Origin of the sequence: Pelagibacterium sediminicola (genome assembly GCF_003390885.1) — a bacterium.
In the GTDB taxonomy this organism is placed as follows: domain Bacteria; phylum Pseudomonadota; class Alphaproteobacteria; order Rhizobiales; family Devosiaceae; genus Pelagibacterium; species Pelagibacterium sediminicola.
Genome location: NZ_QMEL01000015.1, coordinates 15,324 through 33,168, shown reverse-complemented (window position 1 = coordinate 33,168; position 17,845 = coordinate 15,324). Strand labels below are relative to the sequence as shown.

General features: G+C 63.7%; 17 protein-coding genes. 8 read left to right on the top strand and 9 right to left on the bottom strand.

What is annotated here, in order from left to right; all coding sequences use genetic code 11:
- The 3 genes from DQG18_RS15450 to DQG18_RS15440 all read right to left on the bottom strand — a co-directional run.
- The coding region (locus tag DQG18_RS15450) for a Rossmann-fold NAD(P)-binding domain-containing protein (RefSeq protein ID WP_484237539.1) at positions 1 to 456 on the bottom strand (456 nt) is incomplete at its 3' end.
- Between the two features lie 115 nt (positions 457 to 571).
- Entirely contained in the window at positions 572 to 745 is a 174-nt protein-coding gene (locus DQG18_RS15445; protein WP_157970205.1) for an aa3-type cytochrome c oxidase subunit IV, read from the bottom strand.
- 41 nt (positions 746 to 786) lie between these two features.
- Complete coding sequence (locus DQG18_RS15440) at positions 787 to 2,592, bottom strand: M3 family oligoendopeptidase (RefSeq protein WP_116655140.1); 1,806 nt, start codon at positions 2,590 to 2,592, stop codon at positions 787 to 789.
- 152 nt (positions 2,593 to 2,744) lie between these two features.
- Between DQG18_RS15440 and DQG18_RS15435 the strand changes: the two genes are divergently transcribed.
- The 5 genes from DQG18_RS15435 to dxs all read left to right on the top strand — a co-directional run bounded on the left by DQG18_RS15435 (position 2,745) and on the right by dxs (position 10,789).
- Positions 2,745 to 3,044 (top strand): PRC-barrel domain-containing protein, encoded by a 300-nt coding sequence (locus tag DQG18_RS15435; RefSeq protein ID WP_116655139.1) that lies wholly within the window; start codon positions 2,745 to 2,747, stop codon positions 3,042 to 3,044.
- A gap of 166 nt (positions 3,045 to 3,210) precedes the next feature.
- Positions 3,211 to 4,686, top strand: a complete 1,476-nt coding sequence (locus DQG18_RS15430; protein WP_116655138.1) for a sigma-54-dependent transcriptional regulator — start codon at positions 3,211 to 3,213, stop codon at positions 4,684 to 4,686.
- A 133-nt stretch (positions 4,687 to 4,819) separates the two neighbouring features.
- Positions 4,820 to 6,490 (top strand): L,D-transpeptidase family protein, encoded by a 1,671-nt coding sequence (locus DQG18_RS15425; protein ID WP_198669799.1) that lies wholly within the window; start codon positions 4,820 to 4,822, stop codon positions 6,488 to 6,490.
- Between the two features lie 385 nt (positions 6,491 to 6,875).
- Complete coding sequence (locus DQG18_RS16385; protein WP_198669801.1) at positions 6,876 to 8,480, top strand: peptidoglycan L,D-endopeptidase MepK; 1,605 nt, start codon at positions 6,876 to 6,878, stop codon at positions 8,478 to 8,480.
- Positions 8,481 to 8,848: 368 nt separating this feature from the next.
- Positions 8,849 to 10,789, top strand: coding sequence for a 1-deoxy-D-xylulose-5-phosphate synthase (dxs, locus tag DQG18_RS15415; protein ID WP_116655148.1), 1,941 nt, complete (start codon positions 8,849 to 8,851; stop codon positions 10,787 to 10,789).
- A 147-nt stretch (positions 10,790 to 10,936) separates the two neighbouring features.
- On the opposite strand, the gene DQG18_RS15410 is transcribed toward dxs, so the two are convergent.
- Positions 10,937 to 11,209 carry a DUF2312 domain-containing protein gene (locus tag DQG18_RS15410; RefSeq protein ID WP_116655147.1) on the bottom strand — a complete coding sequence of 91 codons (273 nt, stop codon included), beginning with the start codon at positions 11,207 to 11,209 and terminating at the stop codon, positions 10,937 to 10,939.
- Between the two features lie 31 nt (positions 11,210 to 11,240).
- On the opposite strand from DQG18_RS15410, the gene DQG18_RS15405 reads away from it, so the two are divergent.
- The 3 genes from DQG18_RS15405 to pyk all read left to right on the top strand — a co-directional run bounded on the left by DQG18_RS15405 (position 11,241) and on the right by pyk (position 13,467).
- Positions 11,241 to 11,450 carry a hypothetical protein gene (locus tag DQG18_RS15405; RefSeq protein WP_116655136.1) on the top strand — a complete coding sequence of 70 codons (210 nt, stop codon included), beginning with the start codon at positions 11,241 to 11,243 and terminating at the stop codon, positions 11,448 to 11,450.
- Positions 11,451 to 11,590: 140 nt separating this feature from the next.
- A complete protein-coding gene (locus DQG18_RS15400) occupies positions 11,591 to 12,034 on the top strand; it encodes a DUF1036 domain-containing protein (protein ID WP_245958501.1) in 444 nt (147 codons plus the stop codon).
- Positions 12,031 to 13,467, top strand: a complete 1,437-nt coding sequence (pyk, locus tag DQG18_RS15395; protein WP_116655135.1) for a pyruvate kinase — start codon at positions 12,031 to 12,033, stop codon at positions 13,465 to 13,467. The genes DQG18_RS15400 and pyk overlap by 4 nt, the downstream gene beginning before the upstream one ends.
- A 208-nt stretch (positions 13,468 to 13,675) precedes the next feature.
- Here pyk and ykgO read toward each other — a convergent pair whose 3' ends face one another.
- From ykgO to DQG18_RS15370, 5 genes are all read right to left on the bottom strand, one after another.
- Complete coding sequence (ykgO, locus tag DQG18_RS15390) at positions 13,676 to 13,801, bottom strand: type B 50S ribosomal protein L36 (RefSeq protein ID WP_116655134.1); 126 nt, start codon at positions 13,799 to 13,801, stop codon at positions 13,676 to 13,678.
- A 150-nt stretch (positions 13,802 to 13,951) separates the two neighbouring features.
- Positions 13,952 to 14,962 (bottom strand): ABC transporter ATP-binding protein, encoded by a 1,011-nt coding sequence (locus DQG18_RS15385; RefSeq protein WP_116655133.1) that lies wholly within the window; start codon positions 14,960 to 14,962, stop codon positions 13,952 to 13,954.
- Positions 14,959 to 15,948, bottom strand: a complete 990-nt coding sequence (locus DQG18_RS15380; RefSeq protein ID WP_116655132.1) for an ABC transporter ATP-binding protein — start codon at positions 15,946 to 15,948, stop codon at positions 14,959 to 14,961. The genes DQG18_RS15385 and DQG18_RS15380 overlap by 4 nt, the downstream gene beginning before the upstream one ends.
- A 1-nt stretch (position 15,949) precedes the next feature.
- A complete protein-coding gene (locus DQG18_RS15375; RefSeq protein ID WP_116655131.1) occupies positions 15,950 to 16,870 on the bottom strand; it encodes an ABC transporter permease in 921 nt (306 codons plus the stop codon).
- Positions 16,870 to 17,793 (bottom strand): ABC transporter permease, encoded by a 924-nt coding sequence (locus DQG18_RS15370; protein ID WP_116655130.1) that lies wholly within the window; start codon positions 17,791 to 17,793, stop codon positions 16,870 to 16,872. The genes DQG18_RS15375 and DQG18_RS15370 overlap by 1 nt, the downstream gene beginning before the upstream one ends.
- Between the last annotated feature and the right edge of the window lie 52 nt (positions 17,794 to 17,845).

The window sequence follows — 17,845 nt, the reverse complement described above, 5'->3', positions numbered from 1 at the left end:
GTCAAACGCACCGGCGGCATCGATCACCGCCTGATAGCCCGCAAGGTTGGCCTGCGAGGACAAAACGTCCATCACCTGCGCGCGCGTGATGCGCGGCATCAGTTCCATGGCAAAGGCTTGCAGCCCCACCTTGGCCAGTGCCCCGAGCGCGGCCTCGTTGCCGTAAGGGTCCATGATCGCCAGAACCAGCGCGCCCTTGTTGACACCCGCCAGCGCCCCAGCCTCAGGCCGCCGCACCGCCAGCACCACGTCCGCGCCCTTGAGCGCCGCCGCTGCCGTCGCCGCAATCTCGGCCCCCGCGTTCTTGTAAAGCGCATCGGGAATCCGCGAGCCTTCACCCGCCCCCTTTTCGACGCTCACAAAAGCCCCAAGCCCGATCAGCTTGGTGATGCTTTCCGGCGTCGCCGCAACGCGGGACTCATCGACAGCCCGCTCGCGCAACACGGCAATCTTCATTTGCCTACCCTTTCACAGCCGCCCGGTGATCGGCGCGGCGCCCCATGTGATCCACGACCGGGAATGCCCGCCGGCCGCGGATGTTTTCAGTCCCTGTCCCCAAGCCGGGAAAGCCTTAATGGACGAAGATGAAATAAAGCCCGATCAGGATCACCACGGTCGTGATGATGCTCCACTTGAGGAGCTGGAGGAACGCACCATAGGTGCTGGTGTGCTCGACGAATTCCTTTTCCTTCTGCTTTTCGCTGATCGGCTTGGTCGAGAAGGTTACCGCTTGCTGTTCGGCCATGTCTGTCCTCTGCGTCTTATCAGTCTTTGTCCGGCCCGCCATCACGGACGGGTTGCATCCAGTTCGTCGATCAGCCCCTCGATCATCGAAAGGCCGAGCGACCAGAACCCCGGGTCCCGGGCATCCAGCCCGAAGGGCGCAAGAAGTTCGGAGTGATGTTTTGATCCCCCCGCTTCGAGCAGCGCGAAATAGCGCTCCGCGAACCCCTCGTTTGCCTTCTCATACTGCGCATAAAGCGAGTTCACAAGGCAGTCTCCGAAAGCATAGGCATAGACATAGAACGGGGCGTGGATGAAATGCCCGATATAGGTCCAGAGCGTTTCATATCCCTCATTGAGCCTGATACCGGAACCAAGACTTTCCGCCGAGATCTCCATCCAGAACGCCTCGATCTCCTCGGTGCGCAATTCTCCCTCGCGCCGCGCCGTGTGCACCTTGCGCTCAAAGCTGTAAAACGAGATCTGCCGCACGACAGTATTGAGCATATCCTCGACCTTGGAGGCCAGAAGCGCAAAGCGCTGGCTGGGGTCGGTGGCCGCATCGAGCAGCGCGCGGAAGGTCAGCATTTCGCCGAAAACGCTCGCCGTTTCCGCCAGCGTCAGCGGAGTCGGCGCCATCAGTTCGCCCTGGCCTGCCGCCAGTCGCTGATGCACCCCGTGTCCCAGTTCGTGCGCCAGCGTCATCACGTCCCGCGCCTTGCCCATGTAATTGAGCATCAGATAGGGATGGGCGGTGGTGACGGTGGGGTGCGCGAATGCCCCCGATGCCTTGCCATCGCGCACCGGCGCATCGATCCAGCCGCCCGCAAAGAACGGCTCTGCCAGTTCCACCAGCCGGGGCGAGAACCGCCCATAGGCATCGAGCACGGTGGTCTTCGCGGTCTCCCACTCGAAGATGCGATCATCGCTCATCGGCAGCGGCGCGTTGCGGTCCCAGGCGTCGAGCCTGTCTTTGCCGAACCACTCGGCCTTCATCTTGTAATAGCGATGCGAGAGTTTGGGATACGCCTCGCGTACCGCCGCCTCCAGCGCATCGACCACGTCGCGCTCCACCGAATTGGCCAGGTGCCGGCTGTCGGCGATATCCTCGAACCCGCGCCAGCGGTCCGAGATTTCCTTGTCCTTGGCGAGCACATTGGTGATGTGGGTGAAAAGCCGCCTGTTCTCTCCAAGGGTCTTCGTCAGCCCCCCGAAGGCCGATTCACGCTTTTGCTCGTCCTTTTCGCTCATCAGCGAAAGCGTCTGTTCAAGCCCCAGCGTTTCCCCCTCGACGTCGAATTTGAGCGCCGCGATGGTTTCGTCATAAAGGCGATTCCATGCCGCATGGCCGGTGACGTATTTGTCGTGGAACAGTTCCTCGACCCGGTCTTCGAGCTGGTAGGGCCGCGACTTGCGCAACTCCTCGAACCACGGACGATACCGCGCCAGCGCCGCGTCGCGCCCAAACGCCTCGTCGAGCACGCCGTCCTCGATGCGGTTGACCTCGAGGGTGAAGAACAGCGTCCGCGTCGAAAGCGTGGTGAGCTTTTCCTGCGTATCACCGAGGAACTTCACTCGCGCGGCGTCCTGCGTGTTCTGCGCGTAATTGAGATAGGCAAAGGCGCCCAGCCGCCCCATCACCTCGTCGAGCTTTTCATAGCGGCGCACCGCCTCGATCAGCCCCTCGTCCGCCGCAAGCTCGGCCAGCCTGCCCTTGTATTCGCCCTCGAAAGCGCCGGTTTCGGTGTCCAGAAACGCAAGATCGGCCTTGATCTCGTCGGACCCCGTGCCGGGATAAAGATCGGAAAGGTCCCATTCGGGCAGTTTCCCCAACTGATTGTGCCCTGCTTGCGGCTGGGAAACGGCCATCGGCGAACGCTCCATGAATCTTTATGAAATGATGCGCGCGCACCTTATCCAGTCGCCCCCACCGTGCCAAGGGCGCGAACGGTCGCAATTGTGATGGAACATCGCCCCTTGTGCACAGGTTGTGCCTGCTCAAGCACAGGAGGATTCCAATAATGGACCATACCAACCACGTTCGTCTCACCGCCACCGAGTTGACCCCGGCCATTCTCGAAGGCGCTGCCATCTACGGCGCCGATGACCATAAGGTCGGCACGGTCGATCACATCGACGGCGCAGGCACCGCTGGCGCCGCCGTGATCGATGTGGGCGGCTTCCTCGGCATCGGCGCAAAGCCCGTCGCGGTGCCGCTCACCGAGCTTGAGTTCATGCGCGATGAGAACGGCGATGTGCATGCCGTTACCGGCTGGACCAAGGACCAGCTCAAGGACATGCCCGAGCATCGCCACCACTGATGCAGCAAAAGCCCGGTCCCACGCCGGGCTTTTCGCTCCTGCGGGCATCGTGCTTAAAACCCTGTTAAGCCCTCGCTCCTAACCTGACCCAAATCGGCACACATTGCGATTCGCCTTCGCCATGTGCCGGAGCGGTTGTTGAGTGTCCGGGAGCGAATTGCCCTACATGTACAAGGTTCTGATCGTCGACGACGATCCGGTTCAATGCCGGTTGGCGAGTGAGGTTGTCGAGCGCGCGGGATTTACCCCGTTCGTGGCCAATTCCGGGACCCAGGCGATGACTCTGCTTCAAGAGACCCCCGGCATCGGCGCGGTCCTGCTCGATCTGGTCATGCCCGAAATGGACGGCATGGCCGTGCTCGAGGCCATGAAGCGCCAGGGCCACGCCATCCCGGTCATCGTCATGACCGCGCAATCCTCGCTCGATACCGTCGTCTCCGCCATGCGGCTCGGCGCGACCGATTTTTTCGTCAAGCCCGTCTCCCCCGAACGCATCACCGTTTCCCTGCGCAATGCAATGAAGCTGGGCACGCTCGAAACCAGCCTTGCCGCCGAGCGCGCCCGCCGCTCGGGCACCTTCTCGTTCTCCCACATCATCTCCAAAAGCCCCGCCATGGCCCGCGCCCTCGTGCTGGGCAAGAAGGCCGCCGCCAGCACCATTCCCGTGCTCATCGAAGGCGAATCCGGGGTGGGCAAGGAACTGCTGGCCCGCGCCATCCAGGGGTCGGGCGACAAGAGCGGCAAACCCTTCATCACCGTCAATTGCGGGGCCATTCCCGCCAATCTCGTCGAATCGACCCTTTTCGGCCACGTCAAGGGCGCCTTCACCGGCGCGATCGCCGATGCGCCCGGAAAATTCCGCGAAGCCCATAACGGCACGCTCTTTCTCGATGAAGTGGGCGAATTGCCCCCCGAAACCCAGGTAAAACTCCTGCGCGCCCTCCAGGACGGCGAGATCGAACCCGTCGGCGCCGCAAAACCGGTCCGCGTCAACGTCCGCGTCATCTCGGCCACCAACCGCCGCCTTCTCAACCTTGCGCGCGATGGCCTGTTCCGCGAGGACCTTTATTACCGCCTCAACGTCTTCCCCATCTACGTGCCCCCGCTCCGCGAGCGCATGGAGGACGTGCCGGCCCTTGTCGAAACCTTCATCGCGCGCTTTGCCGCCGAGGAAGGCCGCCGGGTATCGTCCATTTCCCGCGACGCACTCGACCTGCTCATGACCCATGACTGGCCGGGCAATATCCGCCAGCTCGAAAACGCCATCTTCCGCGCCGTGGTGCTCGCCGAAACCCCCGTCCTCCAGCCCGCCGACTTCCCGCAGATTCTTGGCTTGCGGCGGGGCGCGGACGAGGCCCGGCTGCCCGGCCCCTCGCTCTTTACGCCTGCCGAACCCATCCATATCGATGACGCACCCGCCCTGCCCCGCCTGCCCGATCCCGAGCCGATCGTCATTCCCGACCGGTTCCTCGACCCGACCGGCAATCTGCTGCCGCTCGCGGAAATCGAAAGGGACCTCATCGTCTTTGCCATCGAGCACAACGCCGGGCGCATGGCCCAGGTCGCCCGCCAGCTCGGCATCGGGCGCTCGACACTTTACCGCAAGCTCAAGGAATACGGGCTGGAAAACGATGTTGCCTGAAAGCCGCACCCGGCGCGCGATGTGTTCACAATCACGACACCGTGTTGGCCCGTTAAGCTTGGTTTTGTAGTTTGATCGCGATGATCGTGCGGATTCGGTTTGGGCGCGTAACCGCATGGCAAAGAGGGCCTGGGTGAATATAAAGTCTTTTACTTTTGGGATCGGGCTCGGCGTGTTCGCCGCCGCGTCCGTCCTGCCATTGACGATCCTTCCCGCCGCCGCTTACGAGACCGTCCTTGTCGGCGAGTTCGAGACCGCGCGCATCCTTGTGGCCCCGCCGCGCAATGGGCTCGAACGCACCATCCGCGACGGGCTGCGCGACGCCATCGCCACCGCGCCCGCCGGCAGCCGCGCCCGGACCGACGCCGAACAGCTCTATTATTTCTATGGCGCGCGCCACTTCGCCCCGCTCTGGCTCGTTGAAGACGAGGCCGGGAACACCGCCTTCACCCCAGCCGCGCAAGGGGTCATCGACCTTTTCGGACGCGCCCATCTCGAAGGGCTCGATCCCGCCGATTACCTCACCGGCGCGCTTGACATCCCCGCCGCGTCGGGCGACCCGCAACGCCTCGCCGCGCTCGAAGGCGAATTTTCCGCGGCCATGCTCCGCTATGCGCGGGACGCCCATTCAGGCCGGCTCGATCCCGCCTCGGTCTCGGGCTATATCGACGTTGCGATCAAGCGTGTCGACGAGAAAGCTCTGCTCGAAAATCTTTCGGCATCGGACGATCCCGCCGCCCTCCTCATGAGTTTTCATCCCGCGCACCGCGAATTCGTCGCCCTGCGCGACCTGCTCGCCCGCCATTATGACGGCGCCATCGAAGCTGTCGAAGCCATACCCGACGGCAAGCTCATCAGAACCGGCATGAGCGATCCCCGCGTTCCCCTGCTGCGCGAACGGCTCGGCGTCCCCGTTCCGGGAGAGGATTTTACCGGCGTCTACGATCAAACCCTCGTCGCCGCGGTCAAGGATTTCCAGACCACGATGGGGCTCAACCCCGATGGCGTCGTCGGCCCCGCCACCATCGCCGCGCTCAACGGCGCGGCGGGCGCCACCCGCGCCGAGATCGTCGCCAACATGGAGCGCTGGCGCTGGATGCCCGAGGATCTGGGGGATTTCCACGTCCTCGTCAACGTCCCCGAATACCGGCTCGAAGTCTCCAAATATGGCGAAACCGTCTGGGAAACCCGCGTCATCGTCGGCCAGACCCGCCGCCAGACCCCGATCTTTTCCGACAAGATCCGTCATGTGGTGACCAACCCCTACTGGAACGTCCCCCCAACCATTCTGCGTCAGGACGTGATGCCGCGCGTCGCCGCCAATCCCGGCTACATCGCCAGCCAGAACATGGAGCTGTTCTATGGCGGCCAGCGCGTCGATCCTTTCTCGGTCAACTGGTCGGAAGCCAATCCCGCCGTCTTCCGCGTGCGCCAGAAGCCGGGGCGCTCGAACGCGCTGGGCATGGTCAAATTCCTCTTCCCCAACACCCATGACGTTTATCTCCACGACACCAACTCTCCGGGCCTCTTCCAGCGCTCGATGCGGGCCATCTCCTCGGGCTGCGTGCGCGTCGAAAACCCCTTCGAGTTCGCCCGGGCCCTGCTCGAATTCGAGCCCAACTTCACCGTCGCATCCCTTGAAAGCTCGCTGGGCAACAATGAGCGCTGGTTCAACATGGACCAGCACGTCCCCGTCCATCTGAGCTACTTCACCCTGCGCATCGATGAGGATGGCACCGTCCGCTCCTTCGCCGACATCTACGGCCACGACGGCAGGGTGATCGAGATGTTGGGGCTGGAATAGGCGCTTCGCAGAAGCATCGCTCCCCCTCATCCGACCTTTCGCTTTCGCGAAAGCCCACCTTCTCCCACGAGGGGAGAAGGATAACCCTGCGAATGTCTCGGCTTACGAGCCCCCTCTCCCCTCGTGGGAGAGGGGCCGGGGGTGAGGGGGTGCGATGCTTCGGCATACACCAACTCATCAACCCTTCCTTAACCATGATAAACATTAACGCCACGGCCCTGCCGCATTCCCCCGCTATTTGAGGCACTTAGAGGGGCCGGGCTGGCGTTGACTCCTTGTTAGCGTTAAGATTCTCTCATCAACTTGCTGCTAACGTCACGGCAGTTTGAATCAAATAACGGGCATACCGGACGTGACATTCGGGGGATTGCGATTTTTGAGGCGGATGGGCCGGGCTGTGCTGGCAGGCATGCTCGTGGCCGCGACGCTGCTCCCGGCCACGACGGTTCAGGCCGCCAACGAGCGCGCGCTCTATCTCCATTACACCCACACCAAGGAAACCGCGCGCATTGTCTTCAAGCGCAACGGGCAGTATGTCCGCGAGGGGCTCAACAAGATCAACGTCTTCCTGCGCGACTGGCGCCGCAACGAGCCCGCCACCATGGATCCGCGGCTTCTGGACCTTTTGTGGGAAGTCTATCAGGAAACCGGCTCGGACCAGCCGATCCACGTGGTTTCCGCCTACCGTTCCCCGGCCACCAACGCCATGCTCGCCGCCAACTCCTCGGCGGTCGCCGACAACTCCCAGCACATGGCCGGCAAGGCGATCGATTTCTACATTCCCGGCTTTCCCGTCTCCAGGCTGCGCGAGATCGGCTTTCGCAAGCAGACCGGCGGTGTGGGCTATTACCCCTCCTCGGGCACGGCCTTCGTGCATCTCGATACCGGCTCGGTCCGCGCCTGGCCGCGCATGACCACCGCCCAGCTCCGCCAGATATTCCCCGACGGGCGCACCCTGCACATCCCCTCCAACGGCAACCTGCTCTCCCAGGAAGGGTACCGGGCGGCGCAAGCCGACTACCAGCGTTGCGGGCGCGTGCCCTGCTCGGGCAGCGCTTCGGGGTCGTCGGGCACGCAGACGGCCAGCACCGGCTCCACGCGCACCCTTTGGGACCTCATCACCGGCAATAACGGCAACGACAGCCAGCCGGTCGCGGCCGCCCCGCCCCCCCAGCCCGCTCCGGCAAGCGGCACGGTCAATTCGGTGCCCGTCCAGCAGGTCGCCTACGCCCCCCCGCCGCCGCCCGCGCGCCCCGCTGTCACTGGCAACGGCGAACCCCAAACCATTCCCTTCGCGGTCGTTAACGCCGACGACATCGGCGTCCCGGCAGCGATCGTCGCCTCCGCCCCGATCCCCCCGGCCATGTCGCGCACCCTTGCCGATCTGCGCTCCGCCACCCCTTCGGCCGTTGCCGCCACCGCCCCCGCCAGCCCCAACGAAGGCGCGCTGGCCATCGCCGCGCTCGACCAGCAGCCGCCCACACGGCCAGAGTTCGGCCCGGCGGTCACCGCCTCTGCCTATGCCGCGCCCAATGCGCGGATCGAGGCGGCTCCCGCCGCACAGCCCGCACCCCTCCCCGCGCAAGCCGCCGCGCCCGAACCCGAAACCGCCCCCAGGCCCGAGGATATCCTCACCGCAACGCTCGCCCCGCAAATGGGCCTCGATGGCTTTGCCGACCTGTTCGACGGTCCGATCCTGCCGCTCGACGGCAAGCCCGACGCCGCGACCTCCAACGCACTGGCCGCGCTCAAGGCCCGCGAAGGCGAACTTTTCGCCCCCGACCTCGATCACGTGACGGACCTTTTCACCCACCCCTCCGCGTTCTCGAGCGCACAATTCGCCTTCTTCACCGATCCCGACAACGCCGATTTCGACCCCGCCACCCAGTTGGGCGAAGGCACCTACGGCCACACCTTCGCCCGCACCGCAGCCGTTGATCGGGGCGCAACCGGCACGGGCGACGGCTCCATCTGGGTGACGCTGCGTTAAGGCCAGTCGGCATCAGCATCGCCAACAAGCTCCGCTGCCCCCCTCATCCGTCCTCCGCTTCGCTCCGGCCACTTTCGTCATTCAAATCGCTCCACCGGAGCGATTTACCCTTCGGGACATTCCTCAATCCCACAAGGGGAGAAGGGTAACCCTGCGAATGTCTCGGCTCTTCAGCACCCCTCTCCCCTCGTGGGAGAGGGGTTGGGGTGAGGGGGCTACGGTGCTGACCAAAAGCTCCGCACGTCGATACGATCTGCCCGCCCCGCCGTGTTTTTGACCTCTTTGGTTGCCAAAACCGGCCTTGCTGGCTACACCAGCCCATAGCCCCGCGTTTCGGGGCGAATTGTTTGGCAAAGGTCCCCGGTTTCGTGCCTGAAAGCTCCAAGACACCCCTGCTTGATACCATCTCCACGCCCGCCGGCCTTAAGGGGCTCAAGCGTGAGGAGCTGATCCAGCTTGCCGACGAGCTGCGCACCGAGGTGATCGATGCGGTCTCGGTCACCGGCGGGCACCTGGGGGCCGGGCTTGGCGTGGTCGAGCTGACCGTTGCCCTCCACCACGTTTTCGATGCCCCCCACGACCGGATCATCTGGGATGTCGGCCATCAGGCCTATCCCCACAAGGTGCTGACCGGCCGCCGCGACCGCATCCGCACCCTGCGCCAGAAGGACGGGCTTTCCGGCTTTACCAAGCGCGGCGAGAGCGAATACGACCCCTTCGGCGCCGGCCATTCCTCCACCTCGATTTCCGCCGGGCTGGGCATGGCCGTTGCCTCCGGCCTCAAGGACGAAAAGCGCAACGTCATCGCCGTCATCGGCGACGGCGCGATCTCTGCGGGCATGGCCTATGAGGCCATGAACAATGCGGGGGCGATGGATGCGCGCCTCATCGTCATCCTGAACGACAACGACATGTCGATAGCCCCCCCGACCGGGGCGATGAGCGCCTATCTCGCCCGCCTCGTTTCCGGCCCCGCCTATCGCGGGATGAGGGACGCCGCCAAGAATTTCGTCGAAACCGTCATGCCGCCCTTCATCAAGGAAAAGGCGAGGAAGACCGAGGAATACGCGCGCGGCTGGTGGACCGGCGGCACGCTGTTCGAGGAATTGGGCTTTTACTATGTGGGGCCTATCGACGGGCACAATCTCGACCACCTCCTGCCGGTCCTCAAAAACGTGCGCGACGCCGATAACGGCCCCATCCTGATCCACGTGGTGACGCAAAAGGGCAAGGGTTACGCCCCGGCCGAAGCATCGGCCGATAAATATCACGGCGTTTCCAAATTCAACGTCATCACCGGCGCGCAGGCCAAGGCGCCCTCCAACGCTCCCTCCTATACCTCGGTCTTTGCCGAAAGCCTCATTGCGGAGGCCGAGCGCGACGACCGGATCGTCGCCGTCACCGCCGCCATGCCCTCGGGCACCGGGCTCGACAAGTTCGCCAAGGCCTTTCCGGCTCGCACCTTTGATGTCGGCATCGCCGAACAGCACGCGATAACCTTTGCGGCGGGCATGGCGACCGAGGGGCTAAAGCCCTTCTGCGCCATCTATTCCACGTTCCTCCAGCGCGCTTACGATCAGGTCGTCCACGATGTCGCCATCCAGCACCTGCCCGTGCGCTTCGCGCTCGACCGCGCCGGCTATGTAGGCGCCGATGGTCCGACCCACGCGGGCGCGTTCGACCTCGCCTATCTCGCTCCGCTACCCGGCATGGTGGTGATGGCGGCGGGCGACGAGGCCGAATTGCGCCATATGGTGGCGACCGCCGCCGCCTATGACGAAGGCCCCATCGCCTTCCGCTATCCACGCGGTGAGGGCATGGGCGTCGAGATGCCCGAACGCGGAAAAATCCTCGAAATCGGCAAGGGCCGTATCTTGAAGGAAGGCACGACCATCGCGCTGCTGTCCTTCGGCACACGGCTGGGCGAAACCCTTGCCGCCGCCGAAACGCTTTCGGGGCTCGGTTTTTCCACCACCGTCGCCGATGCGCGTTTCGCCAAGCCGCTCGATGAAGACCTTCTCGTTCGCCTCGCGAAAAACCACGCGGTCCTGCTCACGATCGAGGAAGGGGCGATCGGCGGCTTCGGCTCCCATGTCGCAACCCGCCTCGCGCAACTGGGCCTGCTCGACACCGGCCTCAAATTCCGCCCGCTCCTGATGCCCGACCGCTACATCGATCAGGCCGGACAGGACGACATGTACGCCCAGGCCGGCCTCGACCGGAACGGCATCGTGGCCACGGCATTGACCGCCATCGGCGGGGAAGCCCATGCGGTGCAGGTGCTCAAGACCGGGCGCGAGGGCATCTGAACGGGATAAGTGTTTCCCCGGAGACCAATCCATTTTTCCCGTCGCTTCCCCGGCGAAAGCCGGGGACCATATCGCCTCCGGCGCGGGTGGCGGGACAGCGAAATCGGGGAGCACTCAGCCTCATCCGGTCAAACCGGCCAGGCCGGATCAATCCGGGTTGTAGTCCGGCGCCGGCGCGTCCGCCATGCCCAGCGCGTGCATGTAGAGATCGAGGATCGCTTCCTGCTCGGCGCGCTCGTTGCGGTCCTGCTTGCGGATGCGGATGATCTGGCGCATCACCTTGGTGTCGAATCCCGAGCCCTTGGCTTCGGCGTAGACTTCCTTGACGTCGTCGGCGATCGCCTTCTTTTCCTCTTCCAACCGCTCGATGCGTTCGATGAAAGCGCGAAGCTGGTCGCGGGCGATACCGTGATCGGACATGGTGGTTTCCTGCAAAAGATGCTGAATCGGGATGGCGCCGGAAGCGGCGTTCGCTCCTATCAAAACCATGCCGCGCCCCTTCGCAACCCTTGGCGCGGATTACCCACAGGCAACCATCCCCCACCAGCCAATCCGGGTTAAGATCGATGCGCACGCGGCACAGTTTTCAACCCGGGAGATACCCACTTTCAAAATTTTGACTGAACGAATTGAACGCAATCCGTTCAATTCGTTCAATTAAGCCGGCTTGACCCGCCTTTGTCGCAGGACTGCCATCAGTTCGGACCATTTTGTGTCCTAGCAGGGTCTTGGTCATTGACATATCGGGGGCCCTTGCCCAGAAACATGATGCCTTGCAAATCACCCTCGCGAACCGCCAACGTGCCGCTTTTGCTCCGTCACAGCCTCGTCGTCGTCCTTGCCCTTGCGGGCGCGGCGATCCTTTTGCCGCAGACGGCCAGGGCCGATCTCAAGATCTGCAACCAGACCGCCAACACAGTCTCCATCGCCTTCGGGTATCGCGCCAGCGCGGGCTGGCAGTCCGAGGGCTGGTGGGTCGCCGGATCGGGCGCCTGCGCCACGGTCTTTCAGGGCGCGCTGACTTCGCGCTATTACTATCTGCACGCCGTTGACGATTTCGGCGGCGGCGCATGGGACGGCACGGTCTACATGTGCACCCAGGACGCGAGCTTTACGATTTTCGGCGTCGAGGACTGCCTCGCCCGCGGCTATGAACGCACCGGCTTTTTCGAGCTCGATACCCGTGACAACGCCGAATGGACGGTGCAGTTGACCGAAACCAACATCAATCTGGATCCGCAATGAGAAGAAACCGCCGCGTCAAGATTCTGGCCACCCTGGGCCCTGCCTCTTCCGATCAGGGCGTGATCGAGGAACTCGCCCGCGCTGGCGCGGACGTGTTCCGCATCAACATGAGCCACGCCAGCCACGAGGTGCTGCACGAGACCGTCGCCAAGATCCGCGCGGTGGAAAAATCCATCAAATATCCCATCGGCATTCTCGTCGACCTGCAAGGACCCAAGCTCCGGGTCGGGCGTTTCGCCGATGGCGCCGTCATGCTCGCCAAGGGCGAGACCTTCACCCTCGATGCATCCGATGCGCCCGGCGACGAAACGCGGGTGAACCTGCCGCACCCCGAAATCCTTTCGGCCGTAAAGCCGGGCGAACGCCTGCTGCTCGATGACGGCAAGATCGAACTGCGCGTCACCGCCACCTCGCCCGAAGCCATCAATTGCGAGGTCGTCTATGGCGGCAAGCTCTCGGACCGCAAGGGCATCTCGCTGCCCGACACCGTGCTCGAAGTGGGCGTTCTGACCGACAAGGACCGCGCCGACCTCAAGGCCGCCCTCGAGGTCGAGGCCGACTGGATCGCGCTCTCCTTCGTCCAGCGTCCCGAGGACATCATCGAGGTGAGGAAAACCGTTCAGGGCCGCGCGGGCGTCCTTGCCAAGATCGAAAAGCCGCAGGCCATCGACCGGCTCGAGGAGATCATCCGGCTTTCCGACGCCATCATGATCGCCCGCGGCGATCTGGGCGTGGAAATGCCGCTCGAATCTGTGCCTGGCCTGCAAAAACGCATGATCCGCACGTGCCGCAAGCTCGGCAAGCCCGTGGTCGTTGCAACCCAGATGCTCGAATCCATGATCACCGCGCCGGTCCCCACCCGTGCCGAGGTATCGGACGTTTCCATCGCGGTGTTCGAGGGCGCCGACGCCATCATGCTTTCGGCCGAAAGCGCCTCGGGGTCCTATCCGGTGCAGTCGGTCGCCATGATGGACCGCATCGCCATCGCCGTCGAGCACGACGCCAACTATCAGAGCATCATCCGCGCCCAGGCGACCGAGCCCGAGGCGACCGCCGCCGACGCCATTTCGGCGGCGACCCGGCAGGTGGCCGAAACGCTCGATCTCGCCGCCATCGTCACCTACACTTCCTCGGGCTCCACCGGCATCCGCGCCAGCCGCGAACGCCCCTCCAAACCCATCATCGCGCTCTCACCCAAGCTGACGACAGTCCGCCGGCTCTCCATCGTCTGGGGCCTCCATTGCGTCCAGACCGATGACGCGATCTCGCTCGACGACATGGTCGACCGCGCCTGTTCCATCGCCTATATCGAGGGCCTCGCCCGCCCCGGCGACCGCATCGCCATCACCGCCGGCGTCCCGCTGGGCACCCCCGGCGCCACCAACATGCTCAGGATCGCCTTTGTCGGGCAGGATGGGGCCGGGGGATCGTAGGCAGTGATTTCGGCTTTCGCTGAATCCCCCCCTCCCCAGCCCTCCCCCACAAGGGGGGTGCTGGCCTTGTGCGTGGGATGTATCCGAGCAAAGGAAACACCCTCCCCTTGATGGGGAGAGGTGAAGCCACACGCTCCGAAAACGCGTATCAGCACAACAAAAAACCCGCCTCAACGGGCGGGTTCTTCATCAGCCATGAGCGGCACTCTCAGCCCTGACGGGCCTTGAAGCGCTTGTTGACCTTGTTGATGATGTAGACGCGGCCGCGGCGGCGGACCAGCTTGTTGTCCCGATGCCGGGTCATCAGCGCCTTGAGCGAATTGCGGATCTTCATTTCTAGCCTCAGAGAACAGGAAAACAGGCGGGGCTCAAGGCGCCGCTTGAAAGTTGGGCGGAACATAGGGGCAAAGGCCCATCCTGTCAACGCGAGTCGCAGAACCTTTTGGCCGAAAAATCCCCGGTTCTCCGCGCCCCCCGAAGGAGATCAGTCGATCTCCTTCCAGCGGTGGCACGCCACCAGCCGCCCGCCGGGAATCTCCTCGAGAGGCGGGATGATGGCCGCGCATTTTTCGATCGCATAGCGGCACCGCGTCCGGAAGTGGCAGCCCGAGGGCGGGTTGATCGGAGAGGGGACTTCCCCCATCAGCTCCTCGACATCGCGCATCCGCGCCCGTTTCGGGTCGGGGATCGGGACAGCGGTCAGCAGCGCCCGCGTATAGGGGTGCTTGGGGTCGGTATAGAGCATCTCGCCCGAGGCAAGCTCGGCGATCCGCCCCAGATAGAGCACCAGGATGCGGTCCGAAACGTGCCGGACCACCGACAGGTCGTGGCTGATGAACACCAGCGTCAGCCCGAATTCGTCCTTGAGTTCGGACAAAAGGTTGAGGATTTGCGCCTGGATCGAAACGTCGAGCGCCGAGACCGGCTCGTCGCACACGATCAGCTTGGGCTCGGTGATGAGCGCTCGCGCGATCCCGATGCGCTGCGCCTGCCCGCCGGAAAATTCGTGCGGATAGCGGTTGATCATCTCGGGCAGCAGCCCCACCGCCTCCATCATCCTGATGATCCGCGCCCGCCTTTCAGTGCGCGACAGATCGGGCCGGAGCGTTCTTAACGGATCGGAGATGATCTCCCCCACCGTCATGCGCGGATTGAGCGAGGCCAGCGGGTCCTGAAAGATGATCTGCAGGTCCTGACGGCGCTTGCGCATCTCCTCGGGCTTGAGTTCGGTGAGGTCCTGCCCCAGCCAGAGCACCTTGCCCTCATCGGGCGAGATAAGCTGCAGGATGCAGCGCCCGAGGGTCGATTTCCCGCACCCGGACTCCCCCACGATACCGAGCGTTTCACCCTTTTCGACCGTGAAGTTGATATCCTCGAGCGCGGTCAGCGTCAGGGGTTTGCGAAAAAGCGTCGTGGGGATCGAGAAGGTCTTCTTGAGGTTCTCGATCCGGAGGAGCGGGGCGCTCCCGGGAACGTTGGGTTCAACAGCACTCATGCCGAACGCTCCTCGGCCACCAGCGGGCCTTCATAAAAACACGCCTTCCTGCGCTGGCCTTCACCCACCGGTTCAAGCGGCGGGCGTTCCACAAGGCACCGGTCGAACCTAAACGCGCAGCGCGGGTTGAACGAGCAGCCTTCGGGAAGGTGTTCGAGGCTGGGCGGCAGGCCGGAAATGGGGTTGAGCCGCCGCGCCCGCGATTCCGGGTTGGGCGTCGAGGACAAAAGCCCCAGCGTATAGGGGTGGCGGGGATCGTAGAACAATTCGTCGACCGTGCCGGTCTCGACGGCCCTGCCCCCATACATCACCATCATCCGGTCGGCGAGCCCGGCCACCACCCCCAGATTGTGGGTGATCATCACGAGCGCCGTGCCGAAATCATTGGTCAGTTCCTTGAACAGATCGAGCATCTGCGCCTGGACGGTGACGTCGAGCGCGGTGGTCGGCTCGTCGGCGATGAGGATCTTGGGCCGGCACAAAAGCGCCATGGCGATCATCACCCGCTGGCGCATGCCCCCCGACAGTTCGTGCGGATAAGCATTGGCGCGGCGCTCGGGCGCGGGGATGCCGACCCGGTCGAGCATGGCGATCGATTCCTTTATCGCCTTGTCCAGACTATAACCCTGGTGCTTGACCAGAACCTCGGCAAGCTGGGTCTTGACCTTGAGCGAGGGGTTGAGCGAGGTCATCGGGTCCTGGAATATCATCGCGATGTCCTTGCCGCGATAAGCGTCGAGCTTGCCCGGCGCCATCCCGACCAGTTCGACATCGCCCATCCTGGCCGAGCCCGTGGCCCGCCCGTTCTTGGCGAGCAGCCCCATGATGGCTAGGAACGACTGGCTCTTGCCCGACCCGCTCTCGCCCACGACGGCAAGGGTCTCGCCCTGGCGCAGATCGAAACCGAGCTCCCTTACCGCGTGGACCTCGCTTTCGTGCAGGGCAAAGGAAACATTGAGGTCGCGCACATTCAGGACATCGGTCATCTCAGCGGTCCTTTGGATCGAGCGCGTCCCGCAGCCCGTCCCCCACATAGGAGAGGCACAGCAACAGCAGCACGAGCATGACGGCGGGGAAGGCCAAAAGCCACGGCATGACCTCGATCACCTGCGCGCCCTCGGAAATGAGCGTGCCCAGCGAGGTCTGCGGTTCCTGGATGCCGAGCCCCAAATAGGACAGGAAGCTCTCGGTGATGATAATCTCGGGGATGGTGAGCGTTGCATAGATCACCACCGGCCCCGCAAGGTTGGGCACGATATGGCGCATGATGATGGTGAAGGGCTTGGCCCCGCCCGCCTTTGCCGCCTCGATGAACTCGCGCTCCTTGAGGCTGAGCGTCTGCCCGCGCACGATCCGCGCCATGGTCAGCCATTCGATGGCGCCGATGCCCACGAACAGCAGGATCGGGGAGCGCCCGAAGATCACGACGAGAATGATGACGAACAGGATATAGGGCAGCGCGTACATGACGTCGACGAACCGCATCATGATCGCATCGACCCGCCCGCCGAAATATCCCGCGATAGCCCCGTAGACGATACCGATGATCACCGATACCGCCGTTGCCACCGCGGCAACGATCAGGCTCATCTGCGTGCCCTGCAGCAGCCTTGCCAGGAGATCGCGCCCGTTCTGGTCCGTGCCCAGATAATGCAGTTTTTCAAAATCGGGCGGCTTGCGGATCGCGGTCCAGTCCACCGTCGAATAGGACCACGGCACAAAATAGGGGCCGATGAACGCAATCAGAACGATGGCGCCCAGAATGAATACCGAGACCATCGCCGCCTTGTTGGCAAACAGCCGGCGCAGTGCATCGTCGGTCAGCGAGCGCCCCTTGGGGGCATCGAGCGTTTCGAGCTGGTCGGCATACCGGCTCAGAGTTTCGTCTTTCCTTGTTATCCCGGCCATTAGCGATACCTCACCTTGGGATCGAGCCAGGCATAGGCGAGATCGACCAGCAGATTGAGCACCAGAATGATCGCCATGTACAAGATCACCGTTCCAAGCACGAGCCCATAATCGCGGCTCAAGGCCGCATTGATGAAATAGCGCCCGATCCCGGGCAGGCTGAAAATCTGCTCGACGATCAGCGATCCCGTCAGCAGATAAGAGAGCCCCGGCCCCAGATAGGAGACCACCGGGATAAGCGCGGGCTTGATGGCGTGGCGCGACAGCACCAGCCGCTCACCCAGCCCCTTAGCCTTGGCCGTGCGCACGTAATTGCTGCCCAGCACCTCGATCATCGAGCCGCGCATCAGCCGCGAGATGCGCGCCGCATGCGGCCAGGCGAGCACGATGACCGGCATCACCAGATGCGCCATCGAACCGTTCTGCCAGCCCCCGGCGGGCAGCCATCTGAGATAGACCCCGAAGACGAGTTGCAGGATGCTGCCCATGAGGAAGTTGGGGATGATGAGACCGATCATCACCACCAGCACCAGCACGTAATCGGGCCATTTGTTCTGGTTGACCGCCGCTATCGTCCCGGCGGCAATCCCCGCAACGGTCGCGATGACGAAGGCGAACAGCCCCAGCATGAGCGAAAACGGCAGGCCAAGCGCAAGAAGCTGGGAGACGGTAAAATCCTGCACCACCATCGAGGGGCCGAGATCCCCGCGCAGCAGCCGCCCGATATAGATGAAATACTGGATGACCAGTGGCTGGTCGAGATCGTAAGCCGCCCTCAGATTGCGCAGGATCGCCGGGGGCAGCGCGCGCTCCTGGTCGAACGGGCCACCGGGCGCCAGCCGCAGGATGAAAAAGCATGCCGTAACGGCAATGAATGCAACCGGAATGATCGAGGCCAGCCGGCGCAGGACATATGTCAGCATCTGAAAATTCCCGTCACGCCAGCAGGAAAACGCCGTTTCCTTGCTTACCGCC

Bases quoted from the DNA above. Each gene is read 5' to 3' on its own strand.
- ykgO (WP_116655134.1), bottom strand. From the start codon at position 13,801: ATGAAGATCCGCAATTCGCTCAAGGCGCTGATGACCCGGCATCGGGAC.
- pyk (WP_116655135.1), top strand. From the start codon at position 12,031: ATGAGAAGAAACCGCCGCGTCAAGATTCTGGCCACCCTGGGCCCTGCC.
- DQG18_RS15410 (WP_116655147.1), bottom strand. From the start codon at position 11,209: ATGTCCGATCACGGTATCGCCCGCGACCAGCTTCGCGCTTTCATCGAA.
- DQG18_RS15385 (WP_116655133.1), bottom strand. From the start codon at position 14,962: ATGAGTGCTGTTGAACCCAACGTTCCCGGGAGCGCCCCGCTCCTCCGG.
- DQG18_RS15405 (WP_116655136.1), top strand. From the start codon at position 11,241: ATGGCGCCGGAAGCGGCGTTCGCTCCTATCAAAACCATGCCGCGCCCC.
- DQG18_RS15380 (WP_116655132.1), bottom strand. From the start codon at position 15,948: ATGACCGATGTCCTGAATGTGCGCGACCTCAATGTTTCCTTTGCCCTG.
- DQG18_RS15375 (WP_116655131.1), bottom strand. From the start codon at position 16,870: ATGGCCGGGATAACAAGGAAAGACGAAACTCTGAGCCGGTATGCCGAC.
- DQG18_RS16385 (WP_198669801.1), top strand. From the start codon at position 6,876: ATGGGCCGGGCTGTGCTGGCAGGCATGCTCGTGGCCGCGACGCTGCTC.
- DQG18_RS15445 (WP_157970205.1), bottom strand. From the start codon at position 745: ATGGCCGAACAGCAAGCGGTAACCTTCTCGACCAAGCCGATCAGCGAA.
- DQG18_RS15435 (WP_116655139.1), top strand. From the start codon at position 2,745: ATGGACCATACCAACCACGTTCGTCTCACCGCCACCGAGTTGACCCCG.
- DQG18_RS15430 (WP_116655138.1), top strand. From the start codon at position 3,211: ATGTACAAGGTTCTGATCGTCGACGACGATCCGGTTCAATGCCGGTTG.
- DQG18_RS15370 (WP_116655130.1), bottom strand. From the start codon at position 17,793: ATGCTGACATATGTCCTGCGCCGGCTGGCCTCGATCATTCCGGTTGCA.
- DQG18_RS15440 (WP_116655140.1), bottom strand. From the start codon at position 2,592: ATGGCCGTTTCCCAGCCGCAAGCAGGGCACAATCAGTTGGGGAAACTG.